At 58.2% G+C, this 19,293-nt stretch carries 18 protein-coding genes and 2 tRNA genes; 9 read left to right on the top strand and 11 right to left on the bottom strand.

Translation table 11 applies throughout. From position 1 onward, the window contains the following. Positions 1-37 precede the first annotated feature (37 nt). Entirely contained in the window at positions 38-1,777 is a 1,740-nt protein-coding gene (locus tag ACR0C6_RS07150; RefSeq protein ID WP_152457524.1) for an ABC transporter substrate-binding protein, read from the bottom strand. A gap of 243 nt (positions 1,778-2,020) precedes the next feature. On the opposite strand from ACR0C6_RS07150, the gene ACR0C6_RS07145 reads away from it, so the two are divergent. Genes ACR0C6_RS07145 through ACR0C6_RS07115 form a run of 7 tightly spaced genes read left to right on the top strand, consistent with a single transcriptional unit; the run spans position 2,021 to position 9,407 of the window. Continuing rightward, complete coding sequence (locus tag ACR0C6_RS07145) at positions 2,021-3,382, top strand: V-type ATP synthase subunit B (RefSeq protein ID WP_152457525.1); 1,362 nt, start codon at positions 2,021-2,023, stop codon at positions 3,380-3,382. Continuing rightward, positions 3,360-3,965 (top strand): V-type ATP synthase subunit D, encoded by a 606-nt coding sequence (locus tag ACR0C6_RS07140; RefSeq protein ID WP_480444725.1) that lies wholly within the window; start codon positions 3,360-3,362, stop codon positions 3,963-3,965. Before ACR0C6_RS07145 ends, ACR0C6_RS07140 begins: the two co-directional genes overlap by 23 nt. Next, positions 3,962-5,758, top strand: a complete 1,797-nt coding sequence (locus tag ACR0C6_RS07135; protein ID WP_480618732.1) for a V-type ATP synthase subunit I — start codon at positions 3,962-3,964, stop codon at positions 5,756-5,758. Before ACR0C6_RS07140 ends, ACR0C6_RS07135 begins: the two co-directional genes overlap by 4 nt. Next, positions 5,755-6,198, top strand: coding sequence for an ATP synthase subunit C (locus ACR0C6_RS07130; protein ID WP_152457528.1), 444 nt, complete (start codon positions 5,755-5,757; stop codon positions 6,196-6,198). Before ACR0C6_RS07135 ends, ACR0C6_RS07130 begins: the two co-directional genes overlap by 4 nt. Further along, entirely contained in the window at positions 6,198-6,875 is a 678-nt protein-coding gene (locus ACR0C6_RS07125; RefSeq protein ID WP_480618731.1) for a hypothetical protein, read from the top strand. Before ACR0C6_RS07130 ends, ACR0C6_RS07125 begins: the two co-directional genes overlap by 1 nt. Before the next feature lies 1 nt (position 6,876). Then, on the top strand, positions 6,877-7,569 hold the full coding sequence (locus ACR0C6_RS07120; protein WP_480618730.1) for a hypothetical protein: 693 nt from the start codon (positions 6,877-6,879) through the stop codon (positions 7,567-7,569). Next, positions 7,566-9,407 (top strand): V-type ATP synthase subunit A, encoded by a 1,842-nt coding sequence (locus ACR0C6_RS07115; RefSeq protein WP_480618729.1) that lies wholly within the window; start codon positions 7,566-7,568, stop codon positions 9,405-9,407. Before ACR0C6_RS07120 ends, ACR0C6_RS07115 begins: the two co-directional genes overlap by 4 nt. Before the next feature lie 10 nt (positions 9,408-9,417). Here the strand turns inward: ACR0C6_RS07115 and ACR0C6_RS07110 are convergent. The 6 genes from ACR0C6_RS07110 to ACR0C6_RS07085 all read right to left on the bottom strand — a co-directional run bounded on the left by ACR0C6_RS07110 (position 9,418) and on the right by ACR0C6_RS07085 (position 14,241). Beyond that, positions 9,418-9,492, bottom strand: a tRNA-Glu gene (locus ACR0C6_RS07110). 24 nt (positions 9,493-9,516) lie between these two features. Then, a tRNA-Glu gene (locus ACR0C6_RS07105) sits at positions 9,517-9,591 on the bottom strand. A gap of 98 nt (positions 9,592-9,689) precedes the next feature. After that, entirely contained in the window at positions 9,690-11,432 is a 1,743-nt protein-coding gene (gene recJ, locus ACR0C6_RS07100) for a single-stranded-DNA-specific exonuclease RecJ (RefSeq protein WP_480618728.1), read from the bottom strand. A 93-nt stretch (positions 11,433-11,525) separates the two neighbouring features. Further along, positions 11,526-12,509, bottom strand: coding sequence for a class II fructose-bisphosphatase (gene glpX / locus ACR0C6_RS07095; RefSeq protein ID WP_171228463.1), 984 nt, complete (start codon positions 12,507-12,509; stop codon positions 11,526-11,528). A 69-nt stretch (positions 12,510-12,578) separates the two neighbouring features. Continuing rightward, a complete protein-coding gene (locus ACR0C6_RS07090) occupies positions 12,579-13,865 on the bottom strand; it encodes a homoserine dehydrogenase (protein WP_480618727.1) in 1,287 nt (428 codons plus the stop codon). Positions 13,866-13,992: 127 nt separating this feature from the next. Next, positions 13,993-14,241 carry a hypothetical protein gene (locus tag ACR0C6_RS07085; protein ID WP_171119520.1) on the bottom strand — a complete coding sequence of 83 codons (249 nt, stop codon included), beginning with the start codon at positions 14,239-14,241 and terminating at the stop codon, positions 13,993-13,995. A 102-nt stretch (positions 14,242-14,343) separates the two neighbouring features. Here ACR0C6_RS07085 and ACR0C6_RS07080 point away from each other — a divergent pair, with 102 nt between their 5' ends. Beyond that, complete coding sequence (locus ACR0C6_RS07080; RefSeq protein ID WP_171170526.1) at positions 14,344-14,931, top strand: TetR/AcrR family transcriptional regulator; 588 nt, start codon at positions 14,344-14,346, stop codon at positions 14,929-14,931. A 21-nt stretch (positions 14,932-14,952) separates the two neighbouring features. Here the strand turns inward: ACR0C6_RS07080 and ACR0C6_RS07075 are convergent, their stop codons facing one another. Next, positions 14,953-15,864, bottom strand: coding sequence for a pirin family protein (locus tag ACR0C6_RS07075; protein ID WP_480618726.1), 912 nt, complete (start codon positions 15,862-15,864; stop codon positions 14,953-14,955). Between the two features lie 157 nt (positions 15,865-16,021). Between ACR0C6_RS07075 and ACR0C6_RS07070 the strand changes: the two genes are divergently transcribed. Then, positions 16,022-16,504, top strand: coding sequence for a hypothetical protein (locus tag ACR0C6_RS07070; protein ID WP_480618725.1), 483 nt, complete (start codon positions 16,022-16,024; stop codon positions 16,502-16,504). Here ACR0C6_RS07070 and ACR0C6_RS07065 read toward each other — a convergent pair. From ACR0C6_RS07065 to ACR0C6_RS07055, 3 genes are read right to left on the bottom strand one after another with little or no spacing between them, the layout of a single operon-like run. Next, positions 16,463-17,062: a TadE/TadG family type IV pilus assembly protein gene (locus ACR0C6_RS07065; protein ID WP_152457540.1), complete on the bottom strand. Its 600-nt coding sequence runs from the start codon at positions 17,060-17,062 to the stop codon at positions 16,463-16,465. The genes ACR0C6_RS07070 and ACR0C6_RS07065 overlap by 42 nt on opposite strands. 4 nt (positions 17,063-17,066) lie before the next feature. Further along, complete coding sequence (locus ACR0C6_RS07060; RefSeq protein WP_480618724.1) at positions 17,067-17,597, bottom strand: TadE/TadG family type IV pilus assembly protein; 531 nt, start codon at positions 17,595-17,597, stop codon at positions 17,067-17,069. Then, on the bottom strand, positions 17,594-19,222 hold the full coding sequence (locus ACR0C6_RS07055) for a Tad domain-containing protein (RefSeq protein ID WP_480618723.1): 1,629 nt from the start codon (positions 19,220-19,222) through the stop codon (positions 17,594-17,596). The genes ACR0C6_RS07060 and ACR0C6_RS07055 overlap by 4 nt, the downstream gene beginning before the upstream one ends. Positions 19,223-19,293 lie beyond the last annotated feature (71 nt).

Here is a 19,293-nt window from a genome sequence, read left to right as displayed (position 1 = left end):
GGGGGTGCCTGACGCGGCACCCCCGGGTTTCAACGGCTTACTTTGACTGCCAGCGCTGAACCAGTTCGTCATAGTTGACGGTCTGGCCCTGCGGCTTTTCGTTCTCAAGCTTGGCCTTGGGTGAGCCCGGCTTTTCCAGCCAGAAAGATGGGTCCTGCGGCTCGTTCAGGCGCGGACCACAGCCGCCGTAGACACCGGCGCTTTCATCAGCGGCCTGCATCCGGGCCATAGTGATGTCCATCTCTTCGGCCAGACGATCCATCGCCTCTTGCGGGGTGAAGGCGCCCGAGTTCACGTCACCGATCTGCTGCCACCAGATCTGGGCCAGCTTCGGATAATCCGGCACGTTGATGCCGGTCGGCGACCATGCCACGCGGTCAGGTGAGCGGTAGAACTCGACCAGACCACCCAGCTTGGGTGCGCGCTCGGTGAACGACTCGTGATTGACCGAGCTGTCGCGGATGAAGGTCAGACCCACATGGGACTTCTTCACATCGACAGTTTTGGAGGTCACGAACTGGGCATAAAGCCAAGCTGCCTGGGCACGATCCGAGGGGGTCGATTTGAGGAACGTCCAGGACCCCACGTCTTGGTAGCCAACCTTCTGGCCTTCTTCCCAATAGGGGCCGTGCGGGCTGGGCGCCATCCGCCACAGCGGCGTGCCTTCGTCATCCACGGTGTTGTTGCCTTCGGACTTCGGCTTGACCATGTCGGCGGTGAAGGCCGTGTACCAGAAGATCTGCTGGGCCACGTTGCCCTGGCTAAGTGCCGGCAGCGACTGGTAGAAGTCATAAGACGCGGCACCCGGAGGCGCATAGGCCCGCAGCCATTCATCCCATTTCCGGATCGCATAGACCGCAGCCGGACCGTTTGCAGCACCACCGCGCGACACCGAAGCGCCAACAGGGTTACAGGTGCCCGCTTCCATGCGGATGCCCCATTCGTCGACAGGCACACCGTTCGGTTCGCCCTTGTCGCCGGCACCGGCCATCGACAGCCAGGCATCGGTCATGCGCCATCCGAGGTCGGGCGCGCGCTTGCCGTAATCCATGTGGCCGTAGATCGTGGTACCATCGACTTCTTTCACATCATTGGTGAAGAACTCGGCGATATCTTCATACGCGGACCAGTTGACCGGAACGCCCAGATCATAGCCGTACTTTTCTTTGAACGCGGCTTTGTTCGCCTCATCATCGAACCAGTCCTTGCGGAACCAGTAAAGGTTCGCAAACTGCTGATCGGGCAGCTGATACAGCTTGCCGTCCGGTCCGGTGGTGAACTGAATGCCCATGAAGTCATCCAGATCCAGCGTCGGCGAAGTTGTCGCGGCCCAGTCACCGCCCATCATGTCCGTCAGCGGATAGGCCAGCTGCAAACGCGAATGGGTGCCGATCAGGTCACTGTCGTTGACATAGCCGTCATACAGGTTCCGACCCGTTTGCATTTGGGTTTGAACGGCCTGAACCACCTCACCTTCACCCAGAATCTGGTGGTTGACCTTGATGCCGGTGATTTCCTCGAACGCCTTGGTCAGCACCTCGGATTCGTAGGAATGTGTCGGGATACCTTCGGACAGGACGTTGATTTCCATACCTGCGTAAGGCTGTGCAGCTTCGATGAACCACTGCATCTCGGCCATCTGTTCGTCTTTCGACAAGGTCGATGGCTGGAATTCGTCGTCGATCCAACGTTGTGCTGCGGCTTCGTCGGCCCAAGCAGGACCGTGCCCCGCAATGACGGCAGCCGCCGCCACTGCGGAAAGTAGATGTCTCCGCATCTGTCTCCTCCCAAAATTATGGTTCTCCGGCGGAAACCGGATGACGGACAGCATCAGCGATTTCTTGCGTATGTGTCAAACTAAAAATTTAGTAATTGACGTTCAGGCATCCCGGAAGAGGTGGCGCTGAACTCGTTTGCCAATTTGTGAATTCGTTGTAAGCTAGGATTGTCATTGCAAAAATTACCGCTGAGACGTGCGGCGCGAATTACGAAAAACGACTTGGAACAGTGAGGATAGGCAATGTCCCGAAGTCTGTTGAAGTACACGCGTGTTCTGGAAATCGTCGGGGACACAATCAAGGTTCGGGTTCCGATCCAGAACAAAGGAGAGCCGGCTGTCCGGTTCAACGACCTCGCTATGATCGAGACGGTGGATGGCCGAAAAACACTGGCCCAGACGATCTTCATCGACCGGGATGTCGTCACGTTGCAGGTGTTTTCCGGCACCAAGGGCATATCGACCGAAGCAACGGCAACTTTTCTCGGGCACCCGATGCAGACACCTTATTCGGCCAACATTCTGGGCCGCGTGTTTGATGGCGCCGGTGTGGCCATTGATGGAGGCCCCGACCTGTCTGCGGAACCGCACATCGATATTGGCGGACCGACCGTCAATCCGGCGGAACGCGCGGTTCCAAACAGAATGATCCGCACGGATGTGCCGATGATCGACGTGTTCAACACATTGGTCGAGAGCCAGAAAATTCCGATCTTCTCGGTTTCAGGCGAGCCGTTCAACGCGTTCCTCAGCCGAATCGGTATTCAGGCCGACGCGGATATCGTGATCTTTGGCGGGCTGGGGCTGATTTTTGACGACTACCACACGTTTCGCACCTCGTTCGAAGATGCGGGTGTGTTTTCGCGCACCGTCATGTTCGTCAATCAGGCGATGGATCCTTTGGTGGAACGTCTGCTGGTGCCGGACATGGCATTGGCAGTGGCCGAGAAGTTCGCTGTGGAAGAGGGCAAACGCGTGCTGGTCCTGCTGACGGACATGACCGCCTATGCTGACGCGATGAAAGAGGTCGGCATCAGTCAGGAAAGGGTGCCATCTCAGCGCGGCTATATGGGGGACCTGTATTCGCAGCTTGCGCGCCGATACGAAAAAGCCTGTGACTATGCCAAAGGCGGGTCGGTCACGGTTCTGACCGTCACGACCATGCCCGGAAACGACGTAACCCACCCGGTGCCTGACAACACCGGCTATATCACTGAAGGGCAGTTCTATCTGCATTCTGGCGTGATCGATCCGTTCGGCAGCCTGTCGCGCCTCAAGCAGAACGTGATCGGCAAGACCACCCGCGAAGATCATGGGCAGATCATGAACACGATGATCCGTTTCTATTCTGAAAGCCGCGATGCCGCGCAAAAACAGGCGATGGCCTTCGACCTGTCAGACTATGATCACCAATTGCTGAAATTCGGCGGCCTGTTCCGGTCTCGGTTCATGGACATCAATGTTTCGATCCCGCTGGAAGAGGCGCTTGATCTGGGTTGGAAGACGCTGGCAGAGTGCTTTGCGCCGGAACAGTTGCTGATGAAGCAGGCATTGATCGACAAGTATTTCCCGAAGGATGCCAATGGCGCGGTTGCAGCTGAATAAATCGTCGCTTGCGCGCGAGCAGACACAGCTGAAAAGCTATGAGCGGTTCCTGCCGTCGCTGGACCTGAAGCGACAACAGTTGATGGCTGAACGGGTTCGGGCCCGGGAAGAGGTCGACCGCCTCGAGCAAATGGTGCAGGCGCTGGTGCAGCAGGTTGGTGAAAAGCTGCCGATGCTGGCGCAGCAAGGTGTCGCTCTGGATGGGCTGGTCAAGCTCAAGGACTACAAGGTCAAAGAGGTCAATGTGGTAGGGGTCAAGCTGCCTGACCTTGATCGGATCGAAGTGGAGGTGCGCCCGTATTCCGTTTTGGCCAAGCCCCATTGGGTCGATGCCGCTGCGCTTTTGCTGCACGACGTCATCGAAGCGCGGGTGCGGGTGAAGATTGCCGAAGAACGCGTTCGCATCTTCGACAAGGCGGTGGCCACCATCACCCAGCGGGTCAACTTGTTCGAAAAGGTTCTGATCCCGCGCGCCAAGGCCAACATCAAGAAGATCCGCATCTACCTGAGCGACGAACAGATGCAGGCCGTCGTGCGGTCGAAGATCTCGAAACGCAAACACGCGCAGGAGGCTTTGACATGAGCGTTGCGCGTCTGAAAAAGATGTCTCTGATCGGGCCTGCTGCCCGAAAGGCGGAAACGCTTGAGGCGCTTCAGGCCCTTGGCTGCATGCATGTTTTGCCGCTTGTTCCCACACCGAAAGAGCCGGAAAAGATTAGTGAGCGCGGTGCAAGAGAGGCGTATAAGGCATTGCGTTTCCTTGCAGAAGTGCCTGACCCGCGCCGCCAGGTCCGGCGTGCGCCCGATTTCGACATGGACCGTTTCGTGCGCGAGGTGACCGACCTCATGCAGCGCGTTCGGGATACGATGGACCGGCGTGACTTTCTGGCGCATCGCATCGCCCAGGTGCGACCCTGGGGGGATTTGGATTTTCCGCCGACCGATGCGCTGGCTGGCAACAGGCTGTGGTTCTATCAGCTGCCGCTGAAGCACCGGGATGCCCTGTCCAAGGTCAAGCTTCCTTGGGCGATATTGGAGGAAGACCACCGGTACCTGTATGCTGTTCTGATTTCACCTGACGAACCCGATGATGATGTTCTTCCTGTTCCGCGAACCCATGTCGGTTCGCTGCCGGTACACGAGCTTGAGGCCCAGTTGGAAGAGGCCGAGATCGCCCTCGAGGCGTTGGAAGCCGAACGCGTGGCGCTGACGCGCTATCTGACATTGATGCGCCGGAACCTGTCCGTCGCCGAAAGTGCCGCCGAGCTTGCCCATGCAACTCAGAAAGTGCGCGACGAAGAGGCAGTGTTTGCTTTGCAGGGGTGGGTTCCCGTGGATCAGGTGGATGCTGTTCTTGCCATGGCAAACGCCAAGGGTTCAGCCGTCCTGATTGAAGATCCGGGTTCGGGCGACGCGCCTCCGACCTTGCTAAAGCAGCCTGAAAACCGCAGGGCCGCTGTCGATCTGGCGCTGTTCTATCAGGTGCCCGGATATCAGAACTGGGACCCCAGCGTCATCGTCTCGGCGTCCTTTGCGATCTTCTTTGCCATGATCGTGGCGGATGCCGGTTACGGTGCTGTCATCCTGCTGGCGGTGCTGGCCTTTTGGAGACGGATGGACCGCACCGCTGGTCAAAGGTCCTGGCGTCTGTTCGGCCTGATCATATCGGCGGTTACGATATTTTACGGGGTCATGGTGGGCAGCTATTTCGGGGTGTCACCGGCTGGGGGCTCGATTTGGGCAAGGCTCAAGGTGCTGGATTTGAACGATTTCGGCGCGATGATGATGGTCTCGATCGTCGTTGGCGTTATCCACCTTGTCCTGGCCAACGCACTTGCGGCCTGCGCGGCGTGGGGGCAACGCAAGGCGGTTGCCAATCTGGGCTGGATTGCGGCCCTGATCGGCGGGTTTGTCCTTTGGCTCGGCTACATGAACGGCAAGTCTCCGGTGCCGGGCGCAGCTATCCTGACCGCCGGCATCGTGGCGATTGTCCTGTTTTCCAGCGAGCGGGTCATCCAGAGGCCGATGGACTGGATCTGGCGTTTGCTCGAAGGGTTTCAAAGCCTTGCCGGGGCGATGGGCGCGTTTGGGGACGTTCTCAGCTATATGCGTCTTTTCGCGTTAGGCCTTGCTTCGGCCTCGCTGGCGATCACGTTCAATGATCTGGCGGTGTCGGTCATGCAGGCCCTTAGGGGGCCGGGCATTCTGTTTGGGCTGCTGATATTGATCATAGGTCATGTATTGAACTTCGCACTCGCGATGATGAGCGGCGTCGTGCACGGTTTGCGTCTCAATTACATCGAATTCTTTAAATGGGGTCTGCCGGATGAAGGCATCATCTTTCGTCCATTTGCCCGCAAGGAGGTTCAGGAATGAATGAGCTTGTTCTTACACTGGGTTGGCTGGGTATTTATGCGCCAATGGCGTTGGGGGCTGCAGCCAGCGCTATTGGGTGTTCGATCGCCGGTATGGCCAGTATCGGGGCCATGACGGAAACCGAGGGCGGCTATGGCCGTTTCGTGGGTGTATCCGCGTTTCCCTCAACGATGGTCATCTACGGGATCGTCATCATGTTTACCCTGAACCGCGACGTGACACCTGAAAACGCGGGCGGTCTGTTCGGGATCGGCATCCTGTCGGGTATCGCGCTGATGTATTGCGGCATCTGGCAGGGTCGGGCCTGTGCGGCTGCGATCAATGCGACCAAGGAAAAGCCCGAGATTTTTGGCCTTGCTCTGGCCCCTGCCGCAATCATCGAAGGGTTTGGTGTTTTTGCCTTCGTGTTTGCGTTGGTCATCAGTGCGGGGATCAGCTGATGGCACAAGACAGAACGATTGCGCATGGGGTTGACGCGCTGATCGACAAATTGCGCAACGATGGGGTTGCCGCTGGTCAGGCCGAAGCCGAGAAATTGCGCGCAGAAGCAAAAGCCGAAGCCGCGCGCATCGTGGCAGAGGCAAAGCGCGAAGCCGATGAGTTGAAAAAGAAAGCCCGCACGGAGACAGACAATTACAGGGCTGCCGGCGAAGAAGCATTGAACACCGCGATGCGGGATGCCGTGCTGACCATGAAGGCGGGTCTGACGGATCGCTTCAAGGCAGATGTCGAACGCCTTGTAACCAAAGAGATGTCCGATCCCGAGCTTCTGAGGCAGATGATCCTCGAGGTGGTGGGCCGGGCCGGGGAAGGCGCAAATCTGAATGGCAGGGTTTCCGTCGTTCTTCCTGTCCGGGTCGCCACGCAGGAAGACATCAAGCAAAACGCCGATGACATTCAATCCGGCAAGCTGACAAAATATGTTCTTGGGCTGACTGCGAAGATGCTGCGCGAGAATGTCGAGTTGCACGCAGCCGATGACGTGCAGGAAGGCATCCGCGTTCGCGCTGAAGAACAGGGTGTTGTTCTGGACCTGACGGACAAGGCGGTGGCGTCGCTGTTGATGGAGCATTTGCAGCCCAGGTTCCGCGCCGTTTTGGAGGGGGTCATCCGCTGAGATGTCAAAACAGGACGCCTATATCGCGTTGATGTGCAGCCTTCCGGGTTCGGAACGGTTGTTCGTTGCCAAGCAGCCGCCCCTGTCACGTATCAGGCTGGACCGTCGATTGACGGCTTTGACACCGGAGGACAGCAACGTTCTGAAGGTCCTCGAGCACGCGTTGAGCTGGAGCGCCTACGACATGGATGTCACCGACGCTCAGGCGATCCAGCGCTGCAAACAAGCGATGGTGGACATCCCTCAGCCCACCTTGCGCAAACTCTTCATGGAGCGCATGGAACTACGCTCGGTGGTCGCGGCGCTGCGATTGCGGAAACGCGGAGAACCAACGCCTTCAGGCCCATTCGGAGTCGGACGATGGAGCCGCCACATCCCCGCCAATTGGGGTGATCCCAGCTTTCGGCTGGAACGGCTCATGCCCTGGATCGAAGAGGCAACCCAATTGCTGGAAAACGAAGATCCGCTGGGTCTGGAACGTCTGCTTTTGTCGATAAGCCACAAGCAGCTCAAGCGGCACGCGGCTCGTCACATGTTCGATTTCGAGGCGGTCGCCATTTACGTTCTGATCTGGAACATCTTCGACCGCTGGGCGCAAAGCAGCGCTGCGGAAGCCGCCAAGAGATTTGAGAAACTGGCACAACAGGCCATGGCCGAGTTCGCTGATGTCGATTTTGAGGGAGCAAGCGCATGACAGCCCCAATCTCAGCCAAACATTCATCGACCGCACGCGTCGTCCTGGTTCAGGAAGGGCTTGTTCGGATACAGGCCAATCCGGACGCGACCGGTCAACCCGGTCAACTGGTCAAAAACGAAGTGGTTTACATATTGCCTTCGCGTTCCGGCCCCGGTGGGCGCCAAGAAAGGCTCAAGGGCGAAGTGCTGCGCGTACGTGGGGATATGGCGGACGTGCAGGTCTATGAAAGCACTGATGGGGTGGCGGTCGACGACCCGGTGGAGCAATCAGGTCAGCTCTTGTCGGTCGAGCTGGGTCCGGGGCTGCTGGGGCAGGTGTTTGACGGGTTGCAGTCGCCTTTGGCAAAGGTCGCGGCAGCATTTGGTACCTTCCTGCCGCGCGGCGCAGATGTCGCGCCCTTGGATGAACACGCGAAATGGTCCTTTACGCCGTCCGTGAAGGTGGGCGACACGGTCACTGCCGGGGACAGCATTGGAACGGTGCCCGAAGGCCATTTCAGCCACAAGATCATGCTGCCGTTCAACTGGACCGGCGCGTACAAGGTGGTCTGGGTGCAAAAAGGCGCGGCCACGATCCATGACATCGTGGCCCGACTGGAAGACGAAGACGGTGGCGAGCATACGCTGACGCTTTCGCAGAAATGGCCGGTTCGGAGACCATTGCCGGAAAACATCCTGAAGCGCGCACTGTCCGAGCGGCTGTATCCCACGGAACCGGTTCTGACGTCGCAACGGCTGATCGACACGTTCTTTCCGATTGCACGCGGCGGCACCGCCTGTATTCCCGGGCCGTTCGGTGCGGGCAAGACCGTGCTGCAAAACCTGATCGCACGGAATGCGAAGGTTGATATCGTGATCGTCGTGGCCTGCGGCGAACGTGCAGGTGAGGTGGTCGAGACCATCGAGGAGTTTCCGAAGATGACCGATCCAACCACCGGTGGCAGCCTGATGGATCGGACGATCATCATCTGCAACACGTCATCCATGCCGGTTGCCGCGCGCGAGGCGTCGATCTTCACCGGGATCACGTTGGGGGAATACTACCGCCAGATGGGCAATGATGTCTTGTTGATCGCCGACAGCACCAGCCGGTGGGCACAAGCCATGCGCGAGACCTCTGGCAAGCTCGAGGAAATTCCCGGCGAAGAGGGGTTCCCGGCCTATCTGGAAAGCTCGATCAAGGGTTTGTACGAACGCGCCGGGGCGCTGAAAACGAATGACGGCGATCTTGGCAGCCTGACGCTGATCGGAACGGTTTCTCCTGCTGGCGGCAATTTTGACGAGCCGGTAACCCAGTCAACCTTGTCGACGGTCAAGTGTTTCCTCGGGTTGTCATCCGAACGCGCCTACAAGAGGTTTTATCCAGCGGTCGATCCGATGCTCAGCTGGTCTCGGTATACTGACCAATTGTCCGACTGGTATGACAGGAACGCCGAGCCGGGTTGGACAGCCAAAGTGCGCACCCTGTTGGCCCTGATCGAAAAAGGCGAACAGGTCGATCAGATGATGCAGGTCACTGGGGAAGAGGGCGTTACAATTGACGACTTTGTAACCCAACAGAAAGCCTTGTTCGTCGATATGGTCTACTTGCAGCAGGACGCATTTGACACAATCGATGCGACGGTGCCGCTTGAACGGCAGATAAAGACGTTCAAGCTTGTGTACGATGTGACGCAATCCAAGGCGGTCTTTGTCGACAAGGCCGAGGTAAGGCAGGTGTTCACGCAACTGACCGGGCTGATGAAAAACTTTCACTACGCGGCAGAAAACACACCCGAATACAAATCCACCTGGCAAAAGATTGGAAACTTGTGCCGAGAAAAGTTCGGGGTTTGATCAGGAGAAATGGTAGCCCGTAGGGGAATCGAACCCCTCTTTCCAGGTTGAAAACCTGGCGTCCTAACCGATAGACGAACGGGCCACTTTGTCGTGACGCAAGCACAAGTGGTAGCCCGTAGGGGAATCGAACCCCTCTTTCCAGGTTGAAAACCTGGCGTCCTAACCGATAGACGAACGGGCCACGCTGGCTTGTGGAGGGCCTTTTACGGTTTCACCGTGACCCCCGCAAGCCGAAAAACGCAGGGATGAGAAAGTTTTTTGCGCCGCCCGAGCGAGACGTCAATTTGCCTCGGCCGCGTCCTCGAGCCTGAGCTGTACGGATTGCCGTCCGCCCCAGGTGTTCACCTCAAGCCGGCCTGCAAAATGAAAGCGTGCGCCACCATGATTTGACAGTCTCTCGCCCATCGGACCGTCAAAGGCACCAAAGGCAATCGCATCCAGCCCACCACCCATGCCATCGGACAATGACAACTTCAGGTGCGTTTCCCCGACACGTTTGGCAAAACGCACCTGAAGATCCGGAAGCGCGTATCGCGGGGCAGGGGCTCCGGCGCCAAACGGTCCGGCCTGTTCGATCTGTTCGACAAGATCCACTGTCGCGGCACCGGGCATAAGGGCGCCTTCCAGCTTCATATCCGCAGGGCCGCTCTGACCTGCGCCTTGTTTTGCCAGCAGCTCGCTGAGGCGTTCCATCGCAGGTTCCAGTTTGTCGCGTTTGACGGTAAGTCCAGCGGCCATCTTGTGACCGCCGCCCTTAACCAGCAACCCTTCGGCCGCGAGCCGCTGGATCGATGCCCCCAGATCCACGCCCGAGACCGAACGCCCCGAGCCTTTGCCCTCATCACCGTCAAAGCCGATCACGATGGCCGGACGGTTGGCGGTTTCCTTCAAACGAGACGCCACGATGCCCACCACACCCGGATGCCAGCCCTCACCGGCGGCCCAGACCAGCGGCGCGTCGAGCCCGCGACCCTCGGCCTGCTCCATCGCGGCGGCGCGCACGGCGTTTTCAATGTCCCGGCGTTCTGTGTTCAGCGCGTCCAGACGTTCGGACAGGGCCTGTGCCTCGTGCAGGGAATCCGTACTCAGCAGGCGGGCGCCCAGATCGGCCTGCCCGATGCGACCACCTGCATTTACGCGGGGGCCAAGCAGAAAACCCAGGTGATAGCTGTTGGGCGCCGTATCCATGCGCGAGACATCGGACAATGCGACAAGTCCGGGGCGCTGCCTTTGGGCCATCACTTTAAGGCCTTGTCGAACCAGGGCGCGATTGGCGCCGATCAATGGCGCAACGTCAGCCACGGTTGCCAGGGCCACCAGGTCCAGCATCGATATCAGGTCAGGCCCCTTTGCGCCTGCCGCGCGCAGCTGGCGCCCTGCTTCGACCAGCATCAGAAACACGACACCCGCCGCGCAGAAATAGCCCAGATCACCGCTTTCATCCTGCCGGTTGGGATTCACGACTGCAACGCAGTCCGGCAGGGTTTCGCCGCCGAGGTGGTGATCCAGAACAATCACGTCCGCCCCCTTGGCCGCGGCAATCGGCTCATGGCTGAGCGTGCCGCAATCGACGCAAATGATCAGGTCGTGGCTGGTTGCCAGTTCCCGCATTGCCGGAACATTCGGACCATATCCCTCATCAATCCGATCCGGCACATAAAGTGTCGCCTGCATCCCCATCTGCCGAAGCCAAACCAGCAGCAGAGCGGCAGAACAGCCGCCGTCAACATCGTAATCCGCGAACACCGCGATTTTCTGGCGATGGCGTACGGCGTCCAGAAAACGCGCCGCCGCCGTTTCCATGTCCTTCATGTCGCGGGGATCTGGCAGCAGCTCCTTGAGCTTGGGGTCCAGAAAGCCGCGCGCCTCCATGACCGGCACGCCACGACGGGCCAGAACCTGACATACCGCACGCGGCAGGTCGGTCTGTTGAGTCATCATCTCGGCAGCCCGCTCCAGCTCGGCTTCCGGGCCAACCCAGCGCCGCCCGGTCAATGATTGTTCTACGCCAAGAAAACCCATTGCCTGCCCCTTGTGAACCAAGGCCGGATCCTTTCGGACCCGGCCTCTTCATCTTTTTCCAAATACTCCCGCCGGAGGCAACGGCGCAAGCCGTCAGGCGTTATCGTGCGGCCAGGTGGGGGTGCGATACGACATGCGGCGCACGGACCCGGTCTTTGAGCGCATCAGCAGCGTCGTGGTTTCCACCCAACCCGGCTCGCGCTTTATGCGCGGCAACAGAGAACCGCCGGTTACACCGGTCGCGGCAAAGATCACATCTGCGGTCACCATCTCATCGCGCGAATAGACCCGGTCCAGATCGGTGATTCCTGCCTTGGCAGCACGGCCCCGCTCGTCATCGTTGCGGAACAACAGGCGACCAAAGATCTGACCGCCCATGCATTTCAGCGCGGCAGCGGCAAGCACGCCTTCGGGGGCGCCACCCTGGCCCATATACATGTCGATGCCGGTCACTTCGCTTTCTGCGCAATGCATGACACCTGCCACGTCACCATCGGTGATCAGGCGGATCGATGCTCCGGTTTCGCGCACTTCGGCGATCATCGCCTCGTGACGGGGGCGTTCCAGAATGCAGACGGTGATGTCCGCAGGCTTGCAGTTCTTGGCCTTTGCCAAGGCTTCCACCCGTTCACGTGGAGACATGTCCAGATTGACGACACCCTCGGGCAGGCCCGGACCAACAGCCAGCTTGTCCATGTAGACGTCCGGCGCATGCAGCATTGAGCCGCGCGGACCCATGGCAATCACGGTCAGCGCGTTGGGCATATCCTTTGCGGTCAGCGTTGTGCCTTCCAGCGGATCCAGCGCGATGTCCACGCCGGGGCCGTTTCCGGTGCCGACCTCTTCGCCGATATACAGCATCGGTGCTTCGTCGCGTTCACCTTCACCGATCACCACAACGCCAGCAATGTCCAGCATGTTCAGCTGTTCTCGCATCGCATTCACGGCGGCCTGGTCGGCGGCTTTCTCGTCACCACGCCCCACCAGCGAAGCCGAGGCCAGCGCAGCCTGTTCCGCCACCCTTGCCAGCCCCAGAGACAGCAGGCGGTCGTTGAAATCGGTTTTGGCAGCACTCATTGTCATGTATCCTCTGGTCATTTAAGCCGTTTCTATCGGCATAGCTTGCGTTTCATGCAGGCCGCAAGTTCAAACCTCTTCAATCCGCAACGCGACGGGGGCACCGGCAACCACATCCGTGTCACGGAACCCGTCCAGCGCAACGTCCAGCGCGGCGCGGGTGGTTTTGTGGGTAACGATCAGCACAGGCGCCGTGCTTTCGGCATGGGCATATTGGCGCATCCTGTCTATGGAAACACCGGCATCGCCCAGAATGGCTGCAACCTTGGCCAGTGCGCCCGGTTTATCCAGCAGACCCAGCCGCAAATAATAAGGCGCCGGTAGGCCCGTGACGGCGGGGGCCGCAGCCTCAAGCGATTTGGCCGGTCGGCCAAAGGTCGGGATTTGCAGCCCGCGTGCCAGATCGCAGACGTCGCCCATCACGGCGCTGGCCGTCGGGCCTTCACCCGCACCGGGGCCGCGCAGAACAACCTGTTCAACCGCGTCGCCTTCGATCACCACCATGTTGGTGCCGCCTTCCAATTGCCCCAAGGGCGAGTCGCTGGGCACAAGGCAAGGCTGCATGCGTTGTTCCAGCCCGCGCGCGGTACGCTGCGCCACGCCCAGCAATTTGATGCGAAAGCCCATATCCTCGGCCTGGTCGATATCGTCGAGGCTGATTTGCTGAATGCCTTCGATCTCAATCCCGTCGAAATTGGGCTTGGTGCCAAAAGCGATCGAGGCCAGCAAAGCCAGTTTGTGCGCGGCGTCGATGCCACCGACATCCAGATTGGGGTCAGCCTCAAGATACCCAAGTTTTGCACATTCGTCGAAAAGGGCGTTATAGCCCTGACGCTGCGATTGCATCCGGGTCAGAATGTAGTTGCAGGTGCCGTTCATTACGCCCATCACGCGCGTGATCTCGTTTCCGGCCAGCCCTTCGGTCAGGGATTTGATTACGGGGATACCGCCCGCGACTGCGGCCTCAAACCGGATGACGCGGCCAGCAGCTTCGGCCTGTTCGGCCAGTTCCTGCCCGTGAATGGCCAGCAAAGCCTTGTTGGCGGTCACGACGTCTTTGCCGCTGGCCAGCGCGGCTTCGACCGAGGCCTTGGCCGGACCGTTTTCGCCGCCCATCAGTTCGACATAGACATCGATATCGTCACGTTTCGCCAGCGCAACCGGGTCGGTTTCCCAGGCATAATCCGACAGGTTCACGCCGCGGTCCTTGTTCGGATCCCGCGCCGATACGGCCACGATTTCAATCGACCGGCCCGCGCGCGCCTTCAGCAAATCTGCGTGGCGGCGAACAATCTTGACGACACCCACACCGACAGTTCCCAAGCCCGCAATTCCCAGCCGCAGTGCCTGTGTCATGTCGTGGGTTCCTTTCCGCTCGAAACTTGTCTGCATTCGGACGCCTGCCCGATCAGCGCTGCCTTATCGGGTTCAGGCCAAGGGTGCAATCCGTCACCGGGGGATTGTCGAGGTCAAATGTCACGCTTTAGTTGGTTTGCGCGTTTTGCAGCGCCTGGGCCTTTTTCGCAAGCGCCTCGCTGCGCTGCGTCAGGTCTTCCTCCACCTCTGCGGCCTGGCTTACGGGATCAATCGAAGGCCCCAACGTTTCCTGCACCGGAACAAGGCGCGGGTAGGGGGCCGATTTGACCGAGGCCGGTTCACTGCCTTCGAGTTCGGGAAAGTCTGAACACCCGGCAAACACAAGAATAAGAGGCAGAACAGGCAGCAGTTTCATGTGGCACGCTTTTCGGTTTTGTTCGTCCTTTCGTGATGCACCTTTTACCGGCGCCGATCAAGCGGGGTTCTATATGAACATTTGTTCAGATACTGTGGGCGCATGGCACGTACTCAAGGCTCCCACTCTGACATCACAGGCCCGCGCATTCGAAAGGCGGCCCTGAACCTGTTTGCCCGCCACGGCTATGCCGCGGTTTCGATGCGGCAGATCGCGAAAGAGGTCGGCGTTCAGGCGGGGGCGCTATACAATTACACGCCGGACAAGCAGAGTTTGCTGTATCGGTTGATGCGAGAGCATATGCAGGATCTGCTTTCGGCGCTCAACGCGCTGGAGCGCTGCGATGACTGCCGGCAAGCGTTACGCCGATTTGTCGGTTTTCACATTCGTTTCCACCTGCAACGCCCTGACGAGGTGTTCATCGCCTATATGGAATTGCGCAACCTCTCGCCCGAAAACTTCGCCGAAATCGAAGACCTTCGACGCCAATACGAAAACGCGTTGGAGGACATCCTTCACTCTGGCCAGCAGGCTGGTCAGTTTGCGATACCGGACACCAAGATCGCCACGCTGGCGGTGATTGCCATGTTGAACGGTGTGATGACCTGGTACAGGTCCGGAGGGCGGCTGTCACTGGACGAGGTCGAACAGATTTATTGGAACATGGTGCATAAGGCGGTGACGGCCTGACAGGGCCAGACCGTCACTGTGTCAGTGCGCAGGGCGAATGAAGGTCCCGTTTCGCAGTTCGCGAAACGCTTGTTCCAATTCGGCCCGCGTGTTCATCACAATGGGCCCGTGCCATGCGACGGGCTCATTGATCGGAGCCCCCGAGATCAACAGAAACCGAACGCCTTCGGGGCCAGCCTGAACGGTGATTTCGTCCCCCGTCCCGAAACGGACAAGCGTGCGGTCACCCGACATATCCCGGATATTCACCTCTTGCCCGGCGACCTCTTTTTCCAACAGCACACCGGACGGGCGTGACGCATCTGCAAAAGCTGCCTGACCTTGAAAGACATAGGCGAAGGCTCGGCGGTAAGTGTCGATGCGGAAGGTCTTCTTCACACCCGCGGGAACCGAGATGTCCAGATATTGTGGATCTGCCGCGATGCCGTCCACGGGGCCGGTTTTGCCCCAGAACTCTCCGACAATCACACGAACGGTGGTGCCGTCGTCATCAGTGACTTCGGGGATATCCTTGCTTTGAACATCCTGATAGCGCGGGGCAGTCATCTTCTGATCCGAAGGCAGGTTACCCCACAGCTGAAACCCGTGCATCTGCCCCGAGGTGTTTCCTTGTGGCATTTCCTGATGCAGTATGCCGGACCCCGCCGTCATCCACTGCACGTCGCCCGCGCCCAAAGTGCCGGTGTTGCCCAGCGAATCCGAATGCTCGACCGATCCGGCCAGAACATAGGTGATCGTCTCGATTCCGCGATGCGGATGCCAGGGAAAACCGGCCTGATAGTCCTGCGGGCGTTCGTTCCTGAAGTCGTCGAACAGCAGGAAAGGATCAAGTTCGGAAGGGTCCTGAAACCCGAATGCGCGGTGAAGTTTCACGCCAGCCCCTTCCGTCGTTGGGGTGGCCCTGCGTGTTTCCAGTGTGGGTCTAAGGGACATATTCGCCTCCGGTTCGTTTGATCAGCATGTAACCCCTGCGTGATTGCGGTCAATCAGCGTTAATTAACCGGAGCTGTGCAAAATTGCTAAGCAACCAAAGCCCTGTTGTTTCCCCTGGAAAGTCGCTAAGTCGAAGCGGAACGGACAGGAGACATCCATGCAGGACGAAGTGCTGGCAACGATTCAGGCATCATCCCCCAGACGGTGGATCGGAGTAGGGATGCTGTCGACGGTTGGGGTGCTGGTCACATACGTCGCTTTGGCATCTCCGCCCGAACCGACGTGGCAAGTATTTCTTTTTGCTGTAGGGGGCGCGTCGCTTTGGCTGGCCTATCGTGTATGGCACGCGACCCAGGACCATATTGAACTGACACAGTCAGAATTGCGTACCGGGTCAGGTCAAATGATCGCAAAGGTGGCTGATATTGAGTCGGTGGATCGCGGCGTATTCGCGTTCAAGCCGTCAAACGGCTTTCTGGTTCGCACCAAGCACAAAGATACGTACCAATGGGCCCCCGGATTGTGGTGGCGGATTGGTCGCCGGGTCGGCGTGGGCGGCATGACGTCTGCCGCCGAGGCCAAGTTCATGTCAGAAGTCTTAAGCACTATTATCCACGCAGACGACCGGAGGGCGCACTAGGTTGCAAGCGACCTTGGTGGAAAAGCGGGGACGGGTGAAGATGAAGTTTTGAAAGTTAATGCCGGTCGCCAGATCCCAGCCAGGTTTGAACTGAGGAATATACTCGTTGGATGTTTCCACCAGAATGACCGTGTCCTGATCCGGCATCGGCGGCAGACGGTTTTCGATTTCCTGGATGTTGTTGTCGTTCCATTCCGTGTCATAGCCGCGCACGGTCGACCAATCCACGTAGTGGCGGTTGTCGTTCTCGTCAAAACGGATCAGAGAGACACGCATGCGCACTTCAGACCGGTTGTTGACCATTTCGCCCATAAGTTCGTGAAGCGAGTCGATGTAAACATCAGTCACAGCGGCCGATTCACGTGAGATCAGATCGCTGACCGTATAGGCGGCTTTCAGGTTCGACGCGCTTTGACGAAATCCCTCGAATGCGGTGAACGTAAACGTAATCGTCCACAGCAACAGTGGGAAGATCATGATGGCCTCGACGGTCAGAATACCACTTTCGTCCTGCTTGAAGGCCTTGATGCGGTTTTTCACGTTTCTGAATACAAACATAGCTTTACCGTGGCTCCTGCACGAATGCGGTCGTTGCGGTCACTGCATAGTGGCCACTTTCGTCGACCACTGTGTTTGCGATGATCGAGCTTTCCAGAACAGGATCGATACGCAGGCAGGCCCGTAAGATCATCAACTCGTTTGAGGCCCCGCTTTTGAAGTCGAGCACTGGTTTGGGGTCTTCCGAACTGTCGGTGCAGGGTATTTCGTCCGAAAGTACGATGCCATTGAATGCATTCTGGCGAAGCATTTGCAGCCGCAGGTTGGTTTTACAATTCTTGATACCGGAAATGTCGCAAATCCGGTCCTTGATTACATCGTGGCTCCAGTTGGTGCCTGTGCCCAGACGGATATCCCGAACGACCAGATCAACACCCCGTTCCAGCGCGGCGTGCTTGGTGGTGATTATCGACATCTCTCCACCAATACCAATGAATGCCAGGAAAAACGGAATGATCATGACAAATTCGATCGTCGCGTTCCCGGCCTCGGATCGCTTGAAAGTACCGAGTTTTGACAGTGATTTGCGGATCATTGCGTCAGCCTCAATTTGCGGATGGACGAAGCAATCGCAGTAAACGCCTTGTCCAGATCCAATCCAGCTACATTGTGAACATGGCTGTCCGAGCTTGCGCAGGACTTGATGGTGTTCAAGCCGCTGGTGGGGGCCTCGAAAGCGATGCCATAGATGATGACACCCTTGTCTTTGGCCGCGCCGCAGATGCTGGTCGTGCGCGCGTTCTTTGTGGAAGATCCCACTGATTTTCTGAGGCTGTAGTACCAGTTATTCTCGTGGTTGCTTTGCCAATAGAAGTTGTTCTTGGCGTTCCACCACAGCGAAGCTCGGGCAAAAAGCTCGGGATAGGTCAGGCGAGTGGCGGTGCCGATCTCTTCGTTAGAGGAGTTTTCATTGGGTGGATTCCCAAAAGGATGGCCTGCCGTGACATAGCCGCCGTTTTCTTCTGTATGTTGCATCCAGACCCAACGATCCGGGTTGGTCGAATAGCGGATACTATATTCACCCTTTTTCCCGTCGGGCCTTTGATAGTCAGGGTTGAACCAAACTTCAGTCAGTCCACTACGCGCGGACGAGTCCAACATGTACTGCGAAGTGTTTTGCCCGTCGGTCATTACGATTACGACCTTAAGCACGTCCGAGTCATAAGATTCCGGGCGCAGAGCGAATTTTGCAGGAACCTTGTTTTCGGTGACCAAGGCATTGATCACAGGCTGGAATGACGGATCCAGCATGCCGACACCCCATTTCATGCCTACGTCGATAGATGTGTTGCCACTCGCGGTCAGGGCATCGATGCGGTTGTGCAGATATTGGACATTGTCGGTGACAGCTGTAATTTCACTGCCGGCGCGAACAGGGCATACGAAATAGGCCGGGGGCTGTTCTCCATCGGTTGAGACGCCATTGACGTTTGCCCAATTGTATCGCCAAGGATCGAAATGCCCAGTGCGCTGATAGAAGGTATTCGGGCTAAGCGTCGCAGATCCGAATTGTCCGGAAGTAAAGTTCACGCAATGGGAATAGTTGTGCTCTGAGGTCACGTTGGTGAATTTACCCAGTATGTCCTGCCCGGCATTGACCTGAGTGGCATAGGGGACAATCGACATCGAAATCTTCGTTTCACCAGATTCCTCAAGCATTTTGGTGACAAAGCCCTTCGCCGCAGTTCTCAAGACTTCGATCTTCGACTTTCCGGCGGTCGCAGAAGACCTTGTCATGGAACCGGACATGTCCAGAACCAGCGAGATTTCAACAGAACCGATGGACTCTATGGCAGTGCTTGCCGCTTTCATATTCAGTTCGGTAACTTTTCCGAACCTCATGAAACGCGTCGGAACGACTGCATTGGCGGTCGCGGCCACCTTTCTGGAGCCAAACCCTTCGGTGACGGTCACGGTTTTCTCAAGATGGCCCAGCCCGGCCTTTTCCATATAGGCGTCGACAACATCCTTGGGTGGCAGCTTTTGGTCAAGATCTGCCGCAGCAAGCACCGCGCGGTCCAGCGTGGACTGCAGGCTGGCGCGGTCGCGCTCGTACGTCATCAGATCCATCGCCATGCCGGTAATGGCCAGCATCAGGATTAAAATGAGCAGGGTGAATATCGTAAAAGTGCCGTCTTCTTTTCGGGCAAACAGCCGCAACCGGGAAATCTTGTGTTTCGGCTTCGAGCCGTCGTTCTGAAGCGAGAAAATTATCATTTGATGACTCCGCC

Source organism: Ruegeria sp. AL12, from assembly GCF_056540885.1.
This window is presented reverse-complemented; position numbering and strand designations above follow the sequence as displayed.

Bases quoted from the DNA above. Each gene is read 5' to 3' on its own strand.
- ACR0C6_RS07150 (WP_152457524.1), bottom strand. From the start codon at position 1,777: ATGCGGAGACATCTACTTTCCGCAGTGGCGGCGGCTGCCGTCATTGCG.
- ACR0C6_RS07145 (WP_152457525.1), top strand. From the start codon at position 2,021: ATGTCCCGAAGTCTGTTGAAGTACACGCGTGTTCTGGAAATCGTCGGG.
- ACR0C6_RS07140 (WP_480444725.1), top strand. From the start codon at position 3,360: ATGGCGCGGTTGCAGCTGAATAAATCGTCGCTTGCGCGCGAGCAGACA.
- ACR0C6_RS07135 (WP_480618732.1), top strand. From the start codon at position 3,962: ATGAGCGTTGCGCGTCTGAAAAAGATGTCTCTGATCGGGCCTGCTGCC.
- ACR0C6_RS07130 (WP_152457528.1), top strand. From the start codon at position 5,755: ATGAATGAGCTTGTTCTTACACTGGGTTGGCTGGGTATTTATGCGCCA.
- ACR0C6_RS07125 (WP_480618731.1), top strand. From the start codon at position 6,198: ATGGCACAAGACAGAACGATTGCGCATGGGGTTGACGCGCTGATCGAC.
- ACR0C6_RS07120 (WP_480618730.1), top strand. From the start codon at position 6,877: ATGTCAAAACAGGACGCCTATATCGCGTTGATGTGCAGCCTTCCGGGT.
- ACR0C6_RS07115 (WP_480618729.1), top strand. From the start codon at position 7,566: ATGACAGCCCCAATCTCAGCCAAACATTCATCGACCGCACGCGTCGTC.
- recJ (WP_480618728.1), bottom strand. From the start codon at position 11,432: ATGGGTTTTCTTGGCGTAGAACAATCATTGACCGGGCGGCGCTGGGTT.
- glpX (WP_171228463.1), bottom strand. From the start codon at position 12,509: ATGAGTGCTGCCAAAACCGATTTCAACGACCGCCTGCTGTCTCTGGGG.
- ACR0C6_RS07090 (WP_480618727.1), bottom strand. From the start codon at position 13,865: ATGACACAGGCACTGCGGCTGGGAATTGCGGGCTTGGGAACTGTCGGT.
- ACR0C6_RS07085 (WP_171119520.1), bottom strand. From the start codon at position 14,241: ATGAAACTGCTGCCTGTTCTGCCTCTTATTCTTGTGTTTGCCGGGTGT.
- ACR0C6_RS07080 (WP_171170526.1), top strand. From the start codon at position 14,344: ATGGCACGTACTCAAGGCTCCCACTCTGACATCACAGGCCCGCGCATT.
- ACR0C6_RS07075 (WP_480618726.1), bottom strand. From the start codon at position 15,864: ATGTCCCTTAGACCCACACTGGAAACACGCAGGGCCACCCCAACGACG.
- ACR0C6_RS07070 (WP_480618725.1), top strand. From the start codon at position 16,022: ATGCAGGACGAAGTGCTGGCAACGATTCAGGCATCATCCCCCAGACGG.
- ACR0C6_RS07065 (WP_152457540.1), bottom strand. From the start codon at position 17,062: ATGTTTGTATTCAGAAACGTGAAAAACCGCATCAAGGCCTTCAAGCAG.
- ACR0C6_RS07060 (WP_480618724.1), bottom strand. From the start codon at position 17,597: ATGATCCGCAAATCACTGTCAAAACTCGGTACTTTCAAGCGATCCGAG.